This is a genomic window from Snuella lapsa (assembly GCF_039539345.1).
Classification (GTDB): Bacteria; Bacteroidota; Bacteroidia; order Flavobacteriales; family Flavobacteriaceae; genus Snuella; species Snuella lapsa.
In genome coordinates, this window is record NZ_BAABCY010000079.1 from 54,819 (window position 1) to 76,486 (window position 21,668).

The 21,668-nt window shown below is 33.8% G+C and carries 15 protein-coding genes; 8 read left to right on the forward strand and 7 right to left on the reverse strand.

Annotated features, from left to right (window positions below; all coding sequences use genetic code 11):
• Positions 1-8 precede the first annotated feature (8 nt).
• The 3 genes from ABD792_RS15270 to ABD792_RS15280 all read right to left on the reverse strand — a co-directional run bounded on the left by ABD792_RS15270 (position 9) and on the right by ABD792_RS15280 (position 4,017).
• Positions 9-2,387, reverse strand: a complete 2,379-nt coding sequence (locus ABD792_RS15270; protein WP_345007184.1) for an efflux RND transporter permease subunit — start codon at positions 2,385-2,387, stop codon at positions 9-11.
• Between the two features lie 2 nt (positions 2,388-2,389).
• A complete protein-coding gene (locus ABD792_RS15275; RefSeq protein ID WP_345007186.1) occupies positions 2,390-2,998 on the reverse strand; it encodes a DUF2461 family protein in 609 nt (202 codons plus the stop codon).
• A 158-nt stretch (positions 2,999-3,156) separates the two neighbouring features.
• Positions 3,157-4,017: a helix-turn-helix domain-containing protein gene (locus ABD792_RS15280; protein WP_345007188.1), complete on the reverse strand. Its 861-nt coding sequence runs from the start codon at positions 4,015-4,017 to the stop codon at positions 3,157-3,159.
• A gap of 150 nt (positions 4,018-4,167) precedes the next feature.
• On the opposite strand from ABD792_RS15280, the gene ABD792_RS15285 reads away from it, so the two are divergent.
• The 4 genes from ABD792_RS15285 to ABD792_RS15295 all read left to right on the forward strand — a co-directional run bounded on the left by ABD792_RS15285 (position 4,168) and on the right by ABD792_RS15295 (position 6,135).
• Positions 4,168-4,647 carry a GNAT family N-acetyltransferase gene (locus tag ABD792_RS15285; RefSeq protein WP_345007190.1) on the forward strand — a complete coding sequence of 160 codons (480 nt, stop codon included), beginning with the start codon at positions 4,168-4,170 and terminating at the stop codon, positions 4,645-4,647.
• Positions 4,648-4,913: 266 nt separating this feature from the next.
• A complete protein-coding gene (locus ABD792_RS15290) occupies positions 4,914-5,099 on the forward strand; it encodes a hypothetical protein (protein WP_345007192.1) in 186 nt (61 codons plus the stop codon).
• Between the two features lie 11 nt (positions 5,100-5,110).
• Positions 5,111-5,566: a hypothetical protein gene (locus tag ABD792_RS19220; protein ID WP_425568179.1), complete on the forward strand. Its 456-nt coding sequence runs from the start codon at positions 5,111-5,113 to the stop codon at positions 5,564-5,566.
• A gap of 146 nt (positions 5,567-5,712) precedes the next feature.
• Positions 5,713-6,135, forward strand: coding sequence for a hypothetical protein (locus ABD792_RS15295; protein WP_345007194.1), 423 nt, complete (start codon positions 5,713-5,715; stop codon positions 6,133-6,135).
• A 230-nt stretch (positions 6,136-6,365) separates the two neighbouring features.
• Here ABD792_RS15295 and ABD792_RS15300 read toward each other — a convergent pair whose 3' ends face one another.
• Positions 6,366-7,919 carry a hypothetical protein gene (locus ABD792_RS15300; protein ID WP_345007195.1) on the reverse strand — a complete coding sequence of 518 codons (1,554 nt, stop codon included), beginning with the start codon at positions 7,917-7,919 and terminating at the stop codon, positions 6,366-6,368.
• Between the two features lie 159 nt (positions 7,920-8,078).
• Here ABD792_RS15300 and ABD792_RS15305 point away from each other — a divergent pair, with 159 nt between their 5' ends.
• The 4 genes from ABD792_RS15305 (at position 8,079) to ABD792_RS15320 (ending at position 18,126) form a co-directional block, all read left to right on the forward strand.
• The gene (locus ABD792_RS15305) at positions 8,079-12,011 is read left to right on the forward strand and encodes a hybrid sensor histidine kinase/response regulator transcription factor (protein ID WP_345007197.1); all 3,933 of its coding nucleotides are present in this window, start codon (positions 8,079-8,081) and stop codon (positions 12,009-12,011) included.
• A gap of 275 nt (positions 12,012-12,286) precedes the next feature.
• The gene (locus ABD792_RS15310; protein WP_345007199.1) at positions 12,287-14,596 is read left to right on the forward strand and encodes a PSD1 and planctomycete cytochrome C domain-containing protein; all 2,310 of its coding nucleotides are present in this window, start codon (positions 12,287-12,289) and stop codon (positions 14,594-14,596) included.
• 5 nt (positions 14,597-14,601) lie between these two features.
• Positions 14,602-16,056 carry a DUF1501 domain-containing protein gene (locus tag ABD792_RS15315; RefSeq protein ID WP_345007201.1) on the forward strand — a complete coding sequence of 485 codons (1,455 nt, stop codon included), beginning with the start codon at positions 14,602-14,604 and terminating at the stop codon, positions 16,054-16,056.
• A gap of 3 nt (positions 16,057-16,059) precedes the next feature.
• A complete protein-coding gene (locus tag ABD792_RS15320; protein WP_345007202.1) occupies positions 16,060-18,126 on the forward strand; it encodes a c-type cytochrome domain-containing protein in 2,067 nt (688 codons plus the stop codon).
• Between the two features lie 449 nt (positions 18,127-18,575).
• Here ABD792_RS15320 and ABD792_RS15325 read toward each other — a convergent pair whose 3' ends face one another.
• The 3 genes from ABD792_RS15325 to ABD792_RS15335 all read right to left on the reverse strand — a co-directional run bounded on the left by ABD792_RS15325 (position 18,576) and on the right by ABD792_RS15335 (position 21,496).
• Positions 18,576-18,992, reverse strand: coding sequence for an ASCH domain-containing protein (locus tag ABD792_RS15325; RefSeq protein ID WP_345007204.1), 417 nt, complete (start codon positions 18,990-18,992; stop codon positions 18,576-18,578).
• A gap of 3 nt (positions 18,993-18,995) precedes the next feature.
• Positions 18,996-21,056, reverse strand: a complete 2,061-nt coding sequence (locus tag ABD792_RS15330; RefSeq protein ID WP_345007206.1) for a GNAT family N-acetyltransferase — start codon at positions 21,054-21,056, stop codon at positions 18,996-18,998.
• 62 nt (positions 21,057-21,118) lie between these two features.
• Positions 21,119-21,496, reverse strand: a complete 378-nt coding sequence (locus ABD792_RS15335) for an Arm DNA-binding domain-containing protein (protein ID WP_345007208.1) — start codon at positions 21,494-21,496, stop codon at positions 21,119-21,121.
• Positions 21,497-21,668: the final 172 nt, after the last annotated feature.

Sequence of the window (21,668 nt, forward strand, 5' to 3'; positions counted from 1 at the left end):
TTTAATTGTTATCTGTAATATAAAAGTGCTGTATACTTCTTCTTTGCTTTTTTCACGGGGCTCACTATTATAAGTAATGCAGGCAGTAGGAGAAAATCAATTATTAAAGCTGCAATAATTATAACTAGGGTAATACTGGCCATGTAGCTATTTAGCGCAAAGGACGATGTCGATAATACCGCGAATCCGGAGAGTAAAACCACTGTAGTAGTCACCAAAGCTTTGCCTACTGTTTGAAAAGCATATTCGACCGCCCTTTGAGGACCATACCCATACTCTCTTCTGGCTCTTAGGAATTTACTCATGAAGTGTACGGTATCATCCACAATGATCCCAAGTGTCATTCCAAACACAATCACCATTCCGGTGTTAATTTGTGATTTGTACAATGCCCAGATACCAAAGCCCACCAGTACTGGCGCAACATTAGGAATTAGACTCAAGACCCCAAGTTTAAAATTCCTCAATGCCAACATAAGCACTAATGAAATTAGTAGTAGAGCTACAATATTACCTTTAAACATACTTTCGGCTTGCCTAAACCCTAGTTTAGAGAACATGAGCATAGGGCTTACCCCTATGGCATGCATGGCGTTAGGTGTATTTTGCTTTAACCAATCCTCTCCTCTTTTGGCAAATGCGATCATATCTGGGCTATCAAGGTTTTTAACCGTAACCGTTACTCTGGATTCAGATTTATCAACATTAATCTGATTATTTAGATCCAGTCCAAAAGGCAAGGACAATTCATAAAGTAATAAATACTGAGCGGCTTCCTCTCGTGATTCCGGAATTTTATAATAGTCCTCATCATCACCATGCATTGATCTATTAATGCGTCTCGCCACTTCACTAAAGGCATTAACATGTATTACTTCCGGTTGTCTATATAACCAGTTCTCAAATTCATTCAACTTTTGTAAGTATTCCGGGCTATTTATGCCTCCGCTCTCTCCACTACCAACGGAATACTCTACATTGTATACCCCGGTTAAATTTTCACTTATATAATCGGTATCCGATCTAAATTCAACCGATTTATCAAAGTAATTAATGAACTCATCGTTAAAGCTATTTTTAGTAGACAGATAAGTTAAACTGCCAATAAGACCAAATGAAATGAACGTAATCATTATAGGCCTGCCAATAACCAAACGGGACAAACCGGTATACCAATCAAGATCACGACCTCCATTCTTCCCGGTTACCTCTACCATCCTTTTCTTAAAGGGCAAAATAGCCATAAGTGCCGGCAATGTAGTAGTAGAAAACAGAAATGCCATCGTCATACCAAAAGCCACTATATTTCCCAAATCCCAAAAGGGTGGTACATCCCCAAAATTCATGGTTAAAAACCCTATAACCGTTGTTAGACTGGTTATAAAAACAGGCATAAAATTTAACCTTAGAGACTCTATTAAGGCATCGTATTTATCCAGACCATCCTTTTTAATTTTCTGAAGCATGGTCATAAGTATATGTATACTATCTGCCACTGCCAGGGTTAAAATCATGGTAGGAAATACCGATGAAGGCGGCGTTAATTTTATGCCCATAATACCCACAAAGCCTAATGTACTTATTATGGAAAACAAGACCACCAACAGGGTAGCGAATGTACTTTGCAAACTTCTTGTTAACAGGAAAGTCGTTATTATAACAATGAGCAGCATGATACCCGTTAAGCCCATATCTTTCAGTGAAGCTTCAAAAAAAGCAGTATTTAAAGGCACCATACCGGAAGTATGTATATCGAACTGAGGATAGGCCTCTTGAAATTCATCTACCATCTTCCTAACAAAACTCATAACCTCGGGAACTTCTTTAGCACTGTCCTTACCAGGAAGCCTAACCGTAATATTAACTGCGGTAACACTACCCGATTCGTTGATAATTCTATTGACCAACATGGGCTCTTTTAAAGCTATATCCCTTATCGCCTGTATCTCCAATTTACTTTTGCTCTGAGAATCGTATGACAAATCATCAACATAAAGGTCATCACTCTCGGCCCTGGTGTGCTGAAAATTTGTTATGGCATCTACCCTCGAAGAATATGGGGTATTCCAGGCATTATTGGTCAGGGCTTCTATCGCCATTAAGTTCTCCCTGGTAAATACATTTTTGTTTTTTGGAGACAATACTAAAAGAACATTATCATCTTTGGTGTACTTATCCTGCAATGCATCAAATGCTTCCAACTCAGGATTAGACTCACTAAAGAAAACATGATAATCGCCATCAAATTTCATCGTTCCTTGTAACCCCATAGCTATAGTTAGAGCAATGGATGTAATTAACACATACCATTTATGTTTGATAACAAACCTGCCCCATTTAATGGCAAACATGTTTGCGGAATTTCTTATTTTTTTAAACGCATTCATGATTATTTATTTAAAATAGTTTTAAAAGTATCTATCACAGCTCTCGACATACGCCAGTAGGTGAGTAACAATTCGTCCAACCCTTCGTTGTCAATAATATGTACAGGCAATAGGGTTTGAAAAACCATACTGTTATTCCCTTTAATAATTGCTCCAAAGGTGCTTTTAAAATGAGGCTGTTCTGTCAAAGCATCAATTTTGTGCATTTCAAGTGCGAGCCTTTTCATTTGAGCTGGTTTAATCTTAAAGCAACCTAAGGCTACTTTTATGTACCGAGCCCCTATTTCTATATAAAACCCAGGTTCTTCCTTAGATTTCCTACCCCTGACACTTATTAAAGCCGATTGAAACAGCTTATAAGGTTTACCATCTTTAACAAATCTCATGTCCTTTTGAATCCTAAACACCGCATCACTGGTTTGAATTTTTATGGCAGTATCTTCATCCTTAATAGTTTCCAACAGGTCATGGATAAAACGTTGAAATGGTAATTTCACATAATGTTCATAATTGGATTTGTTTAATAAGAACCATTCCCGATTATTATGTCTTTCGAGTCCTTCGAAAAACTCGATATAGTCCCGTGTAAAGTATTTTGTAGTCGTTTCCATTTTATATTATTTGCCAGAACATGTCTGCTTTATCTCTTATTATGATTGAACTGTTTTAAAGTTTCAATGCAAAGAAATAGAACAGATAGGGTTTAGATTATTCAAAAAAGCCCAATGTTTTGACTAAAAAGTCCAGACTACTGTTTTGAAGTATTTTGCTAGTCTGTTTTTCTATAAGATGACGGTGTAGCACCGTATTTTAATTTAAAAGCCCTGCTAAAATGTGCAGCACTTTCAAACCCACAGTCATAGGCGATCTGGGATACACTATCGGTATTTAAAGGCAATAGTTCGGCCGCCTTTTTAAGCCTTCTTTCTAAGATCCATTTTCCCGGACTAGAATTATAATGGTTCTTAAAATCCCTTTTAAAGCTCGATTTGCTTCTATTACAAAGCTTGGCAAACTGATCTAAATTTAGGTTGTAACAAAAATTGGCTTCCATAATATTAGGCAACGAAGGAAGTTCATTTAAAACAATATGCTTTAAGTACGAAGCGATTTTTAAATTATCCTTACTGTTTGCCAAACTTAAAATAAGTTCCTTGGCCTTTAATTGTAAAATACTATTCAAAGGCTTATTGGTGTTATGGAAGTACCCCAATAAGGACTGGAAAAACGTTTCCAGTGCAACCCCCATATTAATTGGTTCTATAACAAACGTATCCGCCCCTTCAATATGTTTAATAGGGATCTTCTTTACATCGTGGCTTAAACTGGATGTAATGATCGCATCCGAAAAAAATACGCCAAGCATGCAAAACTCTTCACTGAAGTTTTGTTTAATAACAGATGCTCCCTTTTTCACATATAATGCTTCCCCCTTTTTTACCGGCCATTGCGATTCTTTTGTACTCCATGTTTTTTTACCGCTTAAAATGTAAACGATATAATCGTACCTCGACCATATTTCTACCGTGTCCTGGTCTAAAGGACACTTATATTCAACAAACAAAAGATTATCGACCTCAAACTTGTTGGGTATGATATCACTTTTCATTATAGAATAAAAGTCGTACATGAATTAAAGGACTCTTTTAAAGTAAAGACAAATTTAACTAATTTAAAAATGTCGCTATTATGCCCACTGTATACCCCCTTTAAATTGTATTCGAGAAAAGTGTATCTTAAGGCTTCAAATATTGCATCGCAACTGTTATATTAGATCATTATGGAATTCATTAAAACGTTAAAAATACCGAAATCCTATAAAACTGACATTTTCAATCTGTGGAACCAAGAATATCCCAAACAATTAACCTACAACACCTTAAAAGACTTTGACACCTATTTAAATAAGCTAACCAAAGCCTCTCATATATTGATCGTTGAGAACAAAAAGGCGTATGGCTGGTATGTTGATTTTAATCGTGACAGCAGAAGATGGTTCGTGATTTTAGTAGATTCTAATACACAAGGAAAAGGTTATGGAAGCAAGCTACTAAACCTTGCAAAGAAAAAAGAAATTGAACTTAATGGATGGGTTATTGATCACAACAACGACCTAAAACATAACGGTGAAAACTATTTATCACCCCTGGGATTTTATTTGAAAAATGGGTTTGAACTTATTTCGGGAGACCGATTAGAACAGGAAAACATATCTGCCATTAGAATTAGGTGGAAAAAACAGGGCAATAATAACCAATGACATTTTGAGATAAGCAAGCAAAACCCTACACAAATACTAGAATTAATAAAATCCCTATTGATTACCCCTCAATAAATAAATTATTCAACTGGGTACTAAACGAATCTACTTCTTTTAGCTAAAACCATTTTTTAAAACTCCTATTTAATAGAGAAGGGTTCCCTTGTGATGCAAATTTATTGCTTCTACATCATCTAACCAATACCACTTTGAGTCTCCCTCAATTATTCACTATATTTATATACATTATTAAATTTCAATCAAGTATGTCCTCTTCACCAAAAGAATTAGGTGAAAAATATGGCTTTGAAAGCCCATTCGAACCAGACTCATTAGCAAAAAAAGCTTTAAGTTATTTAAAAAATGGCAGTAAGCACCTTTTGGATATAGGTTGTGGCGAGGGTGCTGATAGTGTTTTTTTTCCAAAAATGGATTTCAAGTTGATGCCATAGATAACAATCCTATATACTTAAGTCGTCTTAAAGCCTATAAAAATGACCATGGACTCTCAAATATTTCTATTCTATCCCATGATGTCATTACATATGACTATCCGGAACATTATTATGATGTTGTAAACTGTATTCTAGTGGGATGTTGTATGAGAAAAAGCGAATTTGAAAACATGATCCTATCAATAAAAAGAACCATAAAAAACAATGGACTCATAATCATGTCTTTAAGAAATTATCTTGACCCTGAATTTCTTGAATACTCTTTAACAGAGAAGCCGATAGAACCTAATACATATGTAAAAAAAGACGCATGCTGTAAAATAAGATATTATATTGAAAACAATCGACTTCGTGATTTATTTGTCAATTTTGAAATTCTATATTACTTTGAAGGATTATCACCTGACAAGTATCAAGAGGTCGAATATCATGGAGATTCATATATTATCTGTAAGAAAGTATAATACTAATTAACTACGGCCCTTAATCCAATTATTGTACATCTTTTAATATTCTGTAAAAATGGCCAAAATTGACCTTAAAATAAATTACTTATATTTAAGATTACTTTCTACCATTAAGAGCTCTCCGACTTTTAAAACCAATTTTTATGAAAACTTTATTAGCAATTGCTGTCCTAACTCTAGGCTCTACAACATTATTTTCACAAACCAGTGAAAGTTTAAAAGCAAGAATTCAAGAACATTACAAAGCTATTCACTCTGGAAGTGACACCCTTTGGTCCCATCATTTGGATGATTTTACTATTTTTCCTTCTAAAGGTCAGGCCTTATATGAGTCCGGGTTCCAAAAAACATATAAAAATATGGGAGCCACCATGAAATTACCCAAGCCCAATGTTATTATGAAACATTTTAGTTCACAAATATATGACAATGTAGGAGTAGCAACTTTTTATTTAGATGGTTCTTACGGCGAGGATCATGGTTTATTTAGAGTTACAGCAGTATGGGTTTGGAAAGACGGGGCGTGGTTGGAAGCACATCACCATGAGTCCAAATTAATAAATTAAATGGGCTATAAACCTATCATAATTCTATTAAGGCAACATCAATAATTCACCATTCTCTACCCACTTATGTTATGAAGCTTTTAAGCAATTTGGACGTCTGAACGGGACAATCCATTTTGAACATACAATAATGTTTATCAACACTTTAACGGCAAACAATTATTGTCATGGCAATATTTCATCTTTTACAACGCATATATTATTTCATAACTACACATCCATTGGGATAATTATAGCTCCTCTTTAGCCCATTGTGCTTTTTTTTCCAATTCTGGATATCCAGGAACATAACTAAGCCCTTTTTTGAAAAGGTTATATGCTACTTTGTGCTCTTCTTTGTAATAATAATAGTTACCAGCCTTAAGATATAATTCTGCAACCAAAGGTTTATTTATATCATTAATCAAATTTTGCTTATCCATTACAGATTCAAACTTTTTAAGATATTCTGATGCAAGAGATATTTCCTTATTCTTATAATTCATAAATGAAATAGTTCCATAAAAACTGACTAAACTGATATAATAGCGCTTTGTATCTTTTAGAAACGGGTATTTTTCACAGGTTTCTTCAAAATCTTTTAAAGATTCCAAATCATGCGTAGACAGTGTTACTTTTCTAAAACATACATGCTCTATTATTTGTTTTGCTATTTTACTTTTGGGATTGATATGGAGTATTTCATTACTGTACGCTAAAGCTGATTCTAATTCTTCATCTGATGCAGCTCTTCTTGCTAAATACTCGAGCAAAAACTCTACAGCTACGTTTTTTATTTTTTCATTTTTAAATAATTTAAACTTGTCAATGACCTTCTCAATGAAAGCATGATCATTATCATCATGATCGGTTATTTTAAATAATGATGTTTTTAAATTACTTATTGAATAGTCTTCAGGGTAATTGGATATAGATAACAATTCAAATAAAAACTCTACATCCTCAAATGAATCAAACTCTAATTCATTTACTTTTAGGAACATTATACCTTTTAAAATAGGTTTAATGAGTGGTGATGAATAAAAGATTTTTGCTTTTCTAAAATTATTTATAGCCTCATCGTAATCTGTCGCATCCAAATTAGTTAAACCCTTGTTATAATACTGCATACCGATTAAAGCACTTTTGTTTATGTAATCCTTACCATAGTAATAATCCTCATAGAATTTAATGTATCCTTTTTCTAAAACCTCCTCTTTTGTTACTAGCTTATAGGCAATCAATTCATCTATTATTTTCTTGACCTCCGATTCCTTTGGAGTTGTAAAGCCATAGGCACCGGGTACTGTTGTTTCCAAATAAATTTTGTGAGTATTAGGATAAGCAACTAAAAATACATGGGATGGAGTTTCTTTTACATGATAAGGTATATCTAATTCATCAAATGCAAAAGCGTATAAAGCAGAAGCCGTTATACAATTGTATGTCCCATCTTCAAATATTTTAGAGAAATCGGACTCTAAAGTATATTTCTTGAAAAACTTTTTATGTAATTCATCATAAATGAACTTAACCCTCCTTTTCTCCTTTTTAGCTTTATCTTCCTTTAATGGAAAACTTTTTATAAGAGACAATACTTTTTCTTCGTGCTTTAAAGCAACTTCTTCGGTCATAGTCGTATCAATCGCAAAAAGACTTTTAAAAAAATCATAGTTTAAGCTATCTTTTTTATAAGCTTCAAAAGTGCTCTCCTCATAGAGAGACGCATATGTTTGGGAGAAACAAGTAACAGTTGCTAAAAACGTAAATGAAAAAATCAGAGTAACTATATTAATTTTTTTCATGTATTCTAGATGCAATAAATTAACACATCTAATTTAATGTTTTATAAGAAAAATAAGATGTTATTCTAAATAAATTCTATGTGATTTTTTTCAATGGAGTCACCTTATTTAAAATGTCTATATTTAAAACCATTTTTTAAGTTTAAAATGCGCTAATAAATGTCATTTCATAAGATCTATATCCATTTGTTCACCTTTATACTATTACTTTTTTGGAGTGATCTTAAAGCTCAAAAATTTATAGATAATTTTAAAATTACGCAATTTGAACTGCCTATTAAAACTTCTGCCAATACGATTTTGGAAGACTCCTTTGGTTTTGTATGGATAGGATCTACCAATGGATTATGGCGATTTGATGGTAAAAATTTCAAGAATTATTTAAAAAACGAAAGCGACAAAACCAGTATTACAGACAATAACATTCATTGTCTTTATGAAGATAACGAAAAGACATTATGGGTTGGCACATACGGTGGTGGCCTGTTAAAATACGATAGAAATTGTGATTGTTTTCAGCGATTCATTCATGATGAAAACGATCCGAAAAGCTTAAGTTTTAACGAAATAAAAGCCATATTCGAAACAAAAGACAATCAGTTTTACATCGGTACAGATGGTGGCGGTTTAAACTTAATGAATCGTGAAAATAACACTTTTAAATCGTTTAAATTTGATATTAACGATGCCTCTAGTATAAGCCATAATAATGTGCTTGATATTGAAGAAATTGCCAATGGAAATTTGGCGGTTGCCACCTGGAAAGGACTTAATATTTTTGATCAGAAAACTCAAACCTTTCAGCGTATTTTTAAAATTCCCGAAAACGCACCTCAGTATCATTACAATCTGGAATACTTTAACGGAAAGTTAATAACGGCTTCACAAAAGTTTTTTACGTACAATTCCAAAACTAATTTCTCTGAATTAGATATTTCTGAAGGTTACGCCAATTGGGTAGAAAACGAAAACGACGAAAACTGCTGGTTTTTAAGCGGAAACACAGTATTTATTACCAGAGAAGATCTAATTGTTAAGCAAGAAATTAAATTGAATGACCTATTTAATAATGAAACAGGGTTTTACTTAGGCAGGATATTTCATAACACTAAAAAGAATTCATCCTGGTTATTAGATCATACAGGTAAATTTTTCCATATAGAAGAAACCAATTCTCCGTTTAAACCTCTTTTAAAAGAAGGCTTTAATGGTCTGATAACCAAAACAAGCTCCAATTATTGGGTTTCTGAAGCTAACCATGTTTTTATCCTTGACAAATCATCTGAAGAGCTTAAAACATTGAAAATCGAGTTTCAAGGAAGGCCTTTTATTACCACAAATGGCGACAATAATGTTTGGGTAGCTGATAGTAATTTCTACTTTGAATTTACGGTTGATGGCGAACTGATTCAAAAAGTACGGCAGAATTCAAAAAACCCAGTGCCATATGGAGCCATACAAACCAAAAATAAAGAGTTATGGGTTGGTGAAATTCTTGGTGTTTCGAAATACGACCTAAAATCGAAACAAATGACTCACTTTGAGTGCGATTGGAATAAACCTAAGGGTATTGGATATTTTCACCATGCCAGAGCAATTTTCGAAGATAGTAAGGGCAATGTGTGGATTGGCACAGAAGGTGACGGATTAAAAAAATACCTGCCGGAGACTCAGGAGTTTTTGCATTACCGTCACAAGATTGGAGACGAAACAACGCTAAACAATAATTTTGTTAACGAAATATTTGAGGACAATCAACATCAACTTTGGATTGGCACTAGAGCGGGACTCTGCAGACTAGATGAGACTACCGGAATATTCTACCAATGTAACAATCCTTTAATAAAAGATAAAATTGTTAACTCCATAGAACAGGATGCCGAAAACAATTTATGGATTGGTACTGCAAACGGACTAATAAAATACGATAATTTAAACGACGTAGCCAGAATATTAATTGAACCTGACGGCGTATTATCTTCAGAAATAGGTGCTTCAAGCTTGAGTTTAGAAACCGGCGAACTTATTTTTAATACAGCCAAAGGATTAATGATTTTTAATCCGCAAGAAGTAAAAGACAGCAACGAAAGTTCACAGTTATATATCTCGAAATTATGGGTAAATAATGAAATCATTAAACCAAATAGTAAATATATTTCCCGGAATATTGAAATTGAAAACGAAGTAAACTTAGATTACAATGATAAAAAGTTTGAACTGGAGTTCCAGGTAATTAATTATAACAACAATGACCGTTGTAAATTTGCCTATAAGTTAGATGGTTATGACAAATCCTGGATTCAAGTTCAGGATAATCAAAAAGCTACATATACTAATATACCATCAGGAAATTATACCTTTATGGTTAAATCAACCAATGAGCACGGTGTTTGGAGCGGCGACATAAAAAAAGTAAATATTCATATATTGCCTCCCTTCTGGGAACTATTATGGGTAAAGATATTAGCTATACTTCTTTTAGTATCACTATTTATTCTTATTCTTTGGTTAGTGATCAAAAAGGAAAGAAATCGCTCTAAATTCGAAATAGAGAAAGAGCGAATATATCGATTTGAAGAGGTTGCTAAAATGAAATTGAAATTTTTCACAAATATTTCCCATGAACTACGCACACCTTTAACCCTTATTACATCTCCATTAGATAAGTTTGTTCAGGAAAATACAAAACCTAACAACAAGGTTTTAGAAATGATGCATCGCAATAGTTCTCGCCTACTGGAATTAGTTAACCAAATATTAGATTTTAGAAAACTGGAAAGCGATAAAAAACTACAAATTACGCCACAAAAAGATTTTTCCGTTTTTAACAATATTAATACTTCGGCTTCCTATTGGTCCAAAGAAAAAAATATTGAATATATAAGTGAATTACCTGTTAAAAATAGTGAGTTGTTTTTCGATGCAGATGTAGTAGAAAAAATAGTAACCAATCTCATTTCCAATGCTTTTAAATATACGCCTTCTGGTGGTCAGGTAAAATTATTGGTTAGTCTTAACGATCTAAAAGAAGATCAGGAAAACAAAGCTATTAAAGGTGTTATGAAAATTCATGTTATCGATAATGGATCGGGAATACCGACTGAGTATCAGGAAAAAGTATTTGAACGTTTTTATCAATTGGATAAAAATCCAGATTTCGGATATAGTAGCGGCATTGGCCTATCGCTCACTACAGAACTCGTAAAACTTCATAACGGAACTATTGAATTGAAAACAGGTAAAGATAAAGGGTGTCATTTTAAAGTGAAAATTCCTATTGGCTTTGAAGATTATACCAATACAGGTGCAGCAATAGTAAGTAAACTTCCTGAAATTAATGCCAATAAGACGTTAGTTTTAATTGTTGAAGATAATAACGATATTAGAAATTATATCTATGAAGAGTTAAAAGACATCTATCAAGTTATTGAAGCCGAAAATGGAAAAGAAGGCCTACAATTGGCTATTGCGACTTTACCGGATGTTATAATAAGTGATATTATGATGCCTGAATCCGACGGCATACAGCTTGCAAACCAATTAAAGAGTAACGATTTAACGGCACATATTCCCATACTGTTCTTAACTGCAAAAACAGGTGTCAATAATAAAATTGCAGGCTTAACTACCGGTGCCGAGGATTATATTCAAAAACCCTTCAATATATCTGAAATCAAATTGAAGATTAAAAATGTATTAGAAAGCAGACATCAATTACTTAAAAAATTTAAAAGAGAAAATTTTGAAAATGTTAATCATTCAAATGTTGAAGCTACCGATAAGTATCTTGAAAAGATGAACAAAACCCTGAATGCACATCTTGAGAACTCCGATTTTACCGTAGACCAACTTTGCGCTGAATTGGGTATAGGAAGATCTCAACTTTACAGAAAAATCCAGGCACTTACAGGAAAGTCAATTATTGAATATATTAATTCTTATAAGCTTTCAATTTCCATGCAATTAATAAAGGAAGGCAATTATACTTTAAAAGAAATAGCGTATAAAATAGGTTTCAATGACAATCGATATTTTAGTAGATCATTTAAAAAAGAATTTGGAAACCCGCCATCTTACTACCTTCCCAAATAATACAATTGTTAGAATTGATTAATATTTCCACCATTTAACACAAAAAATCCACCTCTGTTTTTTAGGTTTCAGGTTAATTTTGAAAACTAACTCGAGAATACAGGACACGATCGTTCTATTTTTTTGATGTTAGCTTTCATTTAAAAACACTAAAAACCAATGTTATATTCTATTACACTAGTTACATCATGTACAGCTGTATTTCAATTTCAATCACCCTAAGATAAAGCTGTAGTCCATTAATCTTATACTATTAAAACTTAGAAAGGCTATAAATGAAACTAAAAGCTATTTTATTTGTGCTGGTTATTATGTCTTCTTGTAAAGACAAACCTTCTTATACTAATATTCCTGAACAAAAAATACCAAAAATTGTAGATTATAATTTTGATGTTAGGCCCATCCTTTCAGACAAATGTTTTAATTGCCATGGACCAGACGCTAATAAAAGATCTGCTGAATTAAGATTGGATACTGAAGAAGGTGCCTATAAAGCTCTAAAAGACAACAAAAACAAGCATGCAATAGTAAGCGGAAAACCAGAGCAGTCCGAGGTATTTTTAAGAATCACGGCTATGGACACCTCTAAAATAATGCCTCCTAAGGAGTCTAACTTAAAGCTCTCTACATATGAGATTAATGTTATCAAAAAATGGATAAAGCAAGGGGCTAAATACCAAAAGCATTGGGCTTTTACGCCACCTGTTAAACCTGAGCTCCCTGAAGTAAAGCTAAGCGACTGGGTTACTAATGAAATTGATTACTTCATTCTTAATAAAATTGAAGATGCCGGATTACAACCAAATGCAATTGCCAAAAAAGAACGCCTTTTAAAACGTATTACTTTTGATTTAACAGGTTTACCCCCTTCTGTTGAATTACAAAATGAATTCTTTAACGATACTTCCGATAAAGCTTATGAACACCTTGTAGATAAACTTTTAGCGAGCAAGCATTACGGTGAGAAAATGGCAAATCATTGGCTTGACGTAGCGCGTTATGCTGATTCTCATGGTTATCAAGATGATGGAGGACGAACCATGTGGCCATGGCGAGATTGGGTTATTCACGCTTATAATGAGAACTATCCTTACGACAAATTTGTTACCTGGCAATTGGCAGGAGATTTATTACCCAATAAAAATATTGAAACGGTGCTGGCTACAGGATTTAATAGAAACCATAAAATAACTCAGGAAGGTGGGGTAATTGACGAAGAATACCGAATTGAGTACGTTACTGACCGAACAAATACCTTCGGAAAAGCATTTCTGGGTCTTACTTACGAGTGTGCAAAATGTCACGATCATAAATATGATCCCATATCTCAAAAGGATTATTTTAAAACATTCGCTTTTTTTGATAAAGTCCCGGAAAAAGGTTTGTACCGTACAATTGGTCATAACATTTTTGCAGACCCTCCATATATTGAGCTCTCCACACAAATAATTAATGATAGTCTCCCTTTCATAAACAAAAAATCTACAGATAATGTTCGCGTCATGGTTATGAAAGATTCTGTTGGCATCAGAACAACACATGTACTTGATAGAGGCGTTTATGATGGGAAAAGCGAAATTGTAGATTTTGATACACCGAAAGCTATTTTAGAATTTGATAAAAATAAATTTGATTCAAATAGATTAGGCTTGGCCAATTGGTTATTTGACGATAAACACCCGCTAACATCAAGGGTTTATGTAAATAGGGTGTGGCAAGATATTTTTGGAAGAGGCATTGTTAATACTTCTGGTGATTTTGGAATGCAGGGTGATCTACCCTCTCATTTTGAATTGCTTAATTGGCTTGCTGTAGATTTTCAGGAAAATGGCTGGGATATAAAAAGACTTGTAAAGCAAATTGTGACTTCCAGCACCTATAAGCAGTCTACCATAGTCGATGCTAAAAAATTAGGCTCAGATCCTGAAAATGTATATCTATCCAGAATGCCAAGAACTCGCTTAAATGCTGAAATGATTCGTGATCATGTACTAAAAACCAGCGGACTCTTAAATATGGAAATTGGCGGCCCCAGTGTAAAGCCCTATCAACCTGATAACCTTTGGGCAGCAGCTACTTCAGAACGAGGTTTATTGGCGCGATACGTTCAGGATCACGGGGACAAACTTTATCGTCGAGGCATTTACACCTTAATTAAAAGAACTGTTTTACCACCAGTACAAACCACTTTTGATGCCGCTTCAAGAGATCAATGTGAGGTAAAAAGACATAGTACCTCAACGCCATTACAGGCACTAATTATGTTAAATAGTCCAACGGTATTAGAAGCATCCAGAGTACTTTCAGAAAACCTGGTTAGTCAAGATTTATCTACCGAAGAACGCATTGAAAAAGCGTTTCAGTTAATACTCTGTCGCAACATCAAACCAGAAGAAAAAACAATATTATTAAATTATTACAATGAGCAGAAGGAATTATTTCAAGAGGTACCCACTAATGCTAAGGCATTTATCGATGTAGGTGAATATCCAATTGATGAAGGGAGAAATGAGATTGAAGTAGCCTCCTTAATGCAGATTATACATACGCTATATAATATGGAAGAAACAATAATGAAAAGCTAAAACCAATGGATAAAGAAATCTTTGAACATCGATTAAACATAAATCGTAGGCACTTTTTAGGAAAAATGGCCATGGGCGTTGGTGGTGCGGCTCTTGGTTCGTTGTTAATTCCTAATTTATTTAAAGGCTCCAACGCCGTTGAAAACGAATTACCGTTGGGCATTAAACATTTTGCTACAAAAGCAAAGCGCATTATTATGTTAACGCAAAATGGCGCGCCATCCCAACTGGAGAGCTTTGACTACAAACCAAAACTCAATGAAATGTTTGGTCAGGACTTACCAGATTCTATCAGACAAGGGCAGCGTTTAACCGGAATGACTGCTAATCAAAAAAGTTTTCCGCTTGTTGGTTCAAAATTCAACTTTCAACAATATGGAAAGTCCGGTACGTGGGTAAGCGATCTTTTCCCAAATATCGCTAAAATCACAGATGATATTTGCGTTATAAAAAGTATGCATACCGATGCTATTAATCATGATCCGGCCTTAACGTTCTTACAAACAGGCGCTCAACAAGGCAACAGACCCAGCATGGGCTCATGGTTCAGCTACGGCTTAGGTAGTGAAAATAAAAACCTACCGGCATTTTGCGTATTATTATCAAGAGGCTCAGGAAATGGCCAAGGGGTCTACTCTAAACTATGGTCTAATGGATTTCTGGACAGTACCCATCAAGGTGTACAACTAAGTGCTAGCGAAGACCCTATTTTATATTTGAACAACCCGGACGGTATGACCAAAGCACAACGTAAAAAAATGTTGGATAATTTAGCGGAATTAAATAATCTGGGGCATGCCGAATTTGGAGATCCGGAAATACATTCCAAAATCAAGCAATATGAAATGGCATTCAGAATGCAAACTGCTGTACCGGAAATAACCGACTTATCCAAGGAACCCGACCATATTACTAAAATGTACGGTGCCGATTCTATGATCCCAGGAACCTATGCTTCAAATTGCTTATTAGCCAGAAAGCTCTCAGAATCAGGAGTTAGATTTGTCCAGCTATATCATCAGGGTTGGGATCAACATGGCAATTTACCCCAGGATATGCCAAAACAAGCTAAGGACGTCGATCAAGCTTCGGCAGCATTGATTACGGACCTAAAACAAAGAGGACTTCTGGACGAAACCTTGGTTATATGGGGTGGTGAATTCGGAAGAACAAACTACTGTCAGGGGAAATTAACCAAAGACACCTACGGAAGAGACCATCACCCGAGAAGCTTCAGTATTTTTATGGCCGGTGGTGGTGTTAAAGCGGGTACTTCTTACGGCGAAACGGACGAATTTGGATATAACATTATAAAAAACCCAGTGCATATACATGATCTGCAAGCTACTATCATGCATTTAATGGGGCTTGATCATGAAAAATTAACCTATAAGTATTTGGGAAGACGATTTAGATTAACCGATGTCCATGGGCATGTAGTTAAAGATATTCTGGCATAACGTATGAAGAAATTAGAGTCTTGGGTATTAAACCTATTATTTTTTATGCATTGCTTTTTGGTAATGCTGTTGGTATTTGAAAGTCATGTATCAATTCCGTATTGGTTACAACCCCTGGGTAGAATGCATCCTCTTATTTTGCATTTCCCAATTGTCTTTATTGTGCTACTGGTTCTTTTGAATTTTTTAAAAAATCAGATAGATTTAAATTCATATAGAAAAATAAATCGTTTTTTAATTTTATTTACCGCTCTTACCACGGTCTTGGCAAGCATCATGGGGTTATTCCTTTCTTTAGAAGGTGATACTACAAACTTAATGGCCCTCCATAAATGGATAGGAGTCGCCATAAGCTTCTCTATGTATGGTTTAGTATTTATTAAAAACGATCGCGTCTTTAAAACGGTACTTTACATTGGCTTTATCGGTGTTATTTTTGCCGGTCACTACGGAGCAGGACTAACACACGGGGCAAATTTTATAACAGAACCATTGAAAAGGGATAAAGTTCTTGTATTAAATGAAGAAACCCCCATATTTAAAGGGTTTGTTAAGCCAATACTTGATGCAAAATGTTTAAGTTGTCATAATTCAGACAAACAAAAGGGAGACTTAGATATGAGTTCCTTTGAAAATATGTTGAAAGGTGGAAAAAATGGTGCACTTTGGGCTGCTAACAACCCAAAAGAAAGTGCTTTATTAAAACGTGTACATCTTCCTTTAGAACATAAAGAGCACATGCCCCCTGAAGGGAAAAAACAACTGACGCAAGACGAGATTAAGTTGTTAAGTCTATGGATTAAAAACGGCGCTGACGACAAGATAAATCTTGTTCAATTACCAGAAAATGACTCTTTAGGCTCGAAAATTTCAGGGATTTTAGAAAAAAAAGCACAAAAAGAAGCCGCGACCTATACTTTTAATTTTGCGGAAGAAAAAGAAATTAAGGCTCTGGAACACCCATTTAGAACGGTTATTCAAAAATCGCCCTCATCACCTGCAATTGATGTTGTTATTCACGGAAGACAAACATACACACCTGACTTACTAACTGATTTACAAAAAATTAAAAAACAAATAGTCTCCTTGAATGTATCCTATTTACCTATTGATAAAAGTTCTATTGACTTTATAAGTTCAATGACAAATTTGGAAGCATTGATTCTTAATTTCACAGATCTAAAAACCGATGATTTAGATGGTCTAAAAAAATGCTCAAATCTACAAACGCTATCGCTATCGGGCACACAAATCGATTCTAATATTAGTCGCATAATAAAGGCATTACCCAAACTTAATCGTGTATTTATTTGGAATACAGTCCTTAATGAAGAAGACATAAAGACATTAAAACAGACGTTTTCGAAGATTAACATAGAAACCGGGTTTCAGGATTCGGAAAAGAAACTAACCTTAACGCCGCCACGATTACTTAGTAAAAGTACAGTTATTTCTAAGGACGACTACGTTGCATTAGGGCACAAGATGCCTGGTATAGAAATTCGGTATACTACAGATGACACTGAACCGAATGAATCTTCTCAACTCTATAGTGCACCAATAAAAATTGATTTGGAAAGTAATCTGCCTATTAAAGCCATTGCCTATAAAGAGAACTGGTTACCAAGCAGCATTAAAACCTATAGATTTTTTGACAAAGGACACCAACCAGAAAAACTTGATCTAGTTTACCAAGGGATATATAGTGAGTTTATTGGAGAAGCACGGATATTATTAACAGATGACAATATAGGTGGATCAAAGGGAGCAAACTTTAATGAAAATAACCCTTTAAACGCAACTGCCGATTTCGGAGAAAATCCTCCAAATATTAAAAAGATAATTCTAAGCTCTGGGCGTTGGAAACAAAAAAACCCATTAAGCCAACTTGAAATTTGGGGAGGACAACATACCGAAAGCCTGACATTACTAAACCAAGCTAAGATAACCTACCAAGAAAAGAGCAAGATTGTTATTGAAACCAACAATACAAATTATCGCTATTATAAAATCATTGCAAAGCCACATAAGAAGGAATTATTTTATATAGACCAGCTATTCTTTTATTAAGATATTGATGTTTAAGAAAAAGGACCAAATTAAGATGACAACTTAATTTAAAAAAGAATGATTGAAAAAACCACCCTTAGCTTATTAATATTCATTAATTTAAAATTTAAATTAAAGAGTGCCTCGTAGACATTTAGAGTCTCTCATTTGTAAAAAAATAGATGTTAGAAGCTTCAAAACCTCTCTAAAACAAAAAAGCATCCCCATTTTCGATTAAGAAAAAAGGAAAGCTTTCCATTGGTTTAACTACTTAAACCACTGATAAACACCGAGGTTTATCAAACAACACAACTAATTTTTAGTGCAAAAAAAAGCTCCAACTTTGTTGAAGCTTCTAAGCAATTTGGCAGTCTGAACGGGACTATTACTTATTAGGATAAACCTTTAATGTTTAGGGCTCCAGCAACTTATAATACCTTAACAACACCTAATACATTTCTTCTTTCCAATTATTTGAGAGAACTCATCACTGTTGATCTACTAAAATATTTAAACGTCTGCGGGGGTGTAAATTCTGGTATTATTTTCTTTATTTCTTTGAGCGTAATTTTCTCTTTGAATTTTCTAAAACTATCTATTTTCAGTCCTATTGCCTTTTTCCTGCCTAGATAGTAATCAAAATATCTTTCTTCATCTATCCCTAATTCTTGAGAATAATTTGACCATATCTCCTCAGGAGATGAAGTTATAATTTCCCCTATTTTACAAACTCCTACAATAGCCTTTTCTGGCATCGTATTATAAACAACAACAATGTCCTCTTCATTTATCTGGGGAATAGATTTCCTTAATTCTATTTTTTTTGAACCATTAAAAATAAGTTCAGAGAACTCTGGCTTTAATGATATCACAACAATTTTACTCATAGCTTAATCTTTAATTCCTATTCTATAAATGTCGTTAAAAATTTTATTATTCACCTCTAATGGTGATGCAAATGTATTCTTTCTTCTCCCATTATTTTGAAGAACATTATTAATATCATCTAATCTAACCGGTTTTTTGAATACTTCCGTATCACTAAACTCAAGTGCTTTAATATCATTCTCAATATCATTCTTAGCTAAATCATAAACATGCTTCCATTCATAAACCCCAAATTTTTTAAACTTATTAAATAACTCTTTTGGCTTACCAACAGTAACTGAATCAATATATGATGTCCCAACAATACAACTACCTCTCCCATTTAAATTAGTGCTATCCTTGCTTGCATACCATAAAATTCTACCCGGGCTTTTTTCAGAAACTGGCCTTACACTCCTGTAATAGACATTTTCTCTATTCCAAGAGAGTTCCGCAGGGGCTCCAAACAACGTTCCTTCAGAAGTATAGTAATCAAATAATTGACCTGACCAAAATGGCTTTATAGGGATAATATAGGTAGGAATATCTAAATCTTCAAATTTTAAAGGAAATAGCATTCTTTCAATCTGATGTTTATAACTACATCCCCCATTATTCAACTTGCTCATTATATTTTCACTATTGAATACTCTAGCAACTAATTTATTTTCTAAAAAATAACTTTTAGAATCCACAACACCCTTTAATACTATCTTAATCCATTGTGAATCTTTATAAACAAAACCATAAGATTCAAGTGTATTTTTATCGCTTTCGCTAATAAAGGGATCACTTATAACTAAATAATACTTTTCCTTTAAAATAGTTAAATTAATAAGGTCATATATTAGCTGTTTAAACAATGTACTTGCTAACCGAGATTTAGCGGTTCTTATAAATTTTACACCAACCTCTTCCTCACAAAACTTAGCTCCCCAAATAGCTAATGTTGATTTATTTCTATCCTGAACAACCTTAATTTCAGACTTTTTTAAATCACAAGCTGTTGAAGTTATTATATCCCTAAAAACGTGCTTTTTTTCTCCTTTCTCTTTGCTTAAAAATGTTTGAACAAGAAAATCCACCTCTTTAGACCGTACTTTTTTATAATCATACCTAACACCCGCTAAACGCTGTGAATAATAATTACTGCTATTATTTAGTTGATCTATTAAAAGAATAAAATCTATCGGTCGTAAAACCTGAACTTCAAATTTTCTATATATTTCCTCACCTGAATTTAAAATATTACCGTCATCGGTAATAAAATAAGAGATTTCAGCTGCAATACATTCTGAAAGCTGTTTTTTATCAGAAACGTCATTTATTGTACTTCCAGGTATAATTTTCTTAAGCTCCTCAAGTACTCCATCTCTTCTATCTGGTTTAAATTTCGCAGCTACAAAATCTCTTACAAGCACTCTTGTCCTTTCTGCTCTCTCCCTATCAAGATCTCTGTTTATTTCATTAAATATCTCCGGAGCATAATAATATTCTACTTCCTCTAACCAATCTTCTAAAAGATAATTTACTCCCGTCTGATCTCCTTCAAATCTCTCTCTTAATTTAATTAGGACATTTGCATCAAGCAATGCTCTTATCTTCTCTATTTCATCATAAGTAGTAGAAAACAGATCTTCATTTCCAAAATCATAATACCATCTAATTAAGTAATTTTCCTTTTTACTTCTAGAACGTCTACTTCCTATAGCCTTAAATCCATAACTCTCCCAAAACTTACTAGCCCTTAAATAATCTTTTCTACAACTCAATGACATACCTTTTAAAAGAGTGCTATACTTAAATTTCAGAAAATTCAAAAGACCTTTAGCTATGCCTTGTTTTCTATAATCATCCTTAATGCACAAATGAACAATTCTAATAATTCTTTTACTATCCGTAATTGAAAACAAAAGATATCCAATTAAATCCCTCCCTTTATAGGCCACTAAAATATTACCCTTTTGAGCATATTCGTGAAACGCTCCTTCAGGAAAATGGCCAAGAGTTTTAGAATTCTTAGTTCCTAATTCTACGACTTGGTTAATTATGTTTATATTATTACTGAGAACTTCAATTTTCATTTTGCAAATATATAAATGATTTTATAAGAAAAAACACATAACAGATGAATGAAAATTAATATTCATAGTCCTATTAGCTTCTTAATTCTATCACTATGCAGGTTATACACTTCCATAACACCAAACTCCTTTTTAGGGGTTTCACCTTTGTATTGTTTGCAGATATCATCTACAGTAAATTCACCGCCCTTAACCTGTAGAAATAAAAAAGTCTGACTAAGTTTTGTTTTAATCAGGCTTAATTGTGTGTTTATGAGTTCTGCATCTGGCTCAGGTGGTTCAACATATTGTTGTTTGGAATTCCAGTTTTTAGGATTAATATATTGTCCAGTTGCAAAAGGATATCTTTCCTTATTATATGTTATCCTACATCTAATTGGACACATACCTTTCTTGTTAAGCTTAGTCTTTCTGACTAAGAAGAGTATATTTAATTTCATAATTTTTAAAATTTAAATTGGGGCACCCGAAGTAAATAAGGGGCACCTAGTGGGGTACTTTTATTGGATTAATTAACGCTATTTTACTAGATTTGGACAAACTGGCTAATTCAGTTCGATTTGTGCCACCGATTTCGGAGTCATTGTGCCATTGATTTCGGTTTAAACCGTG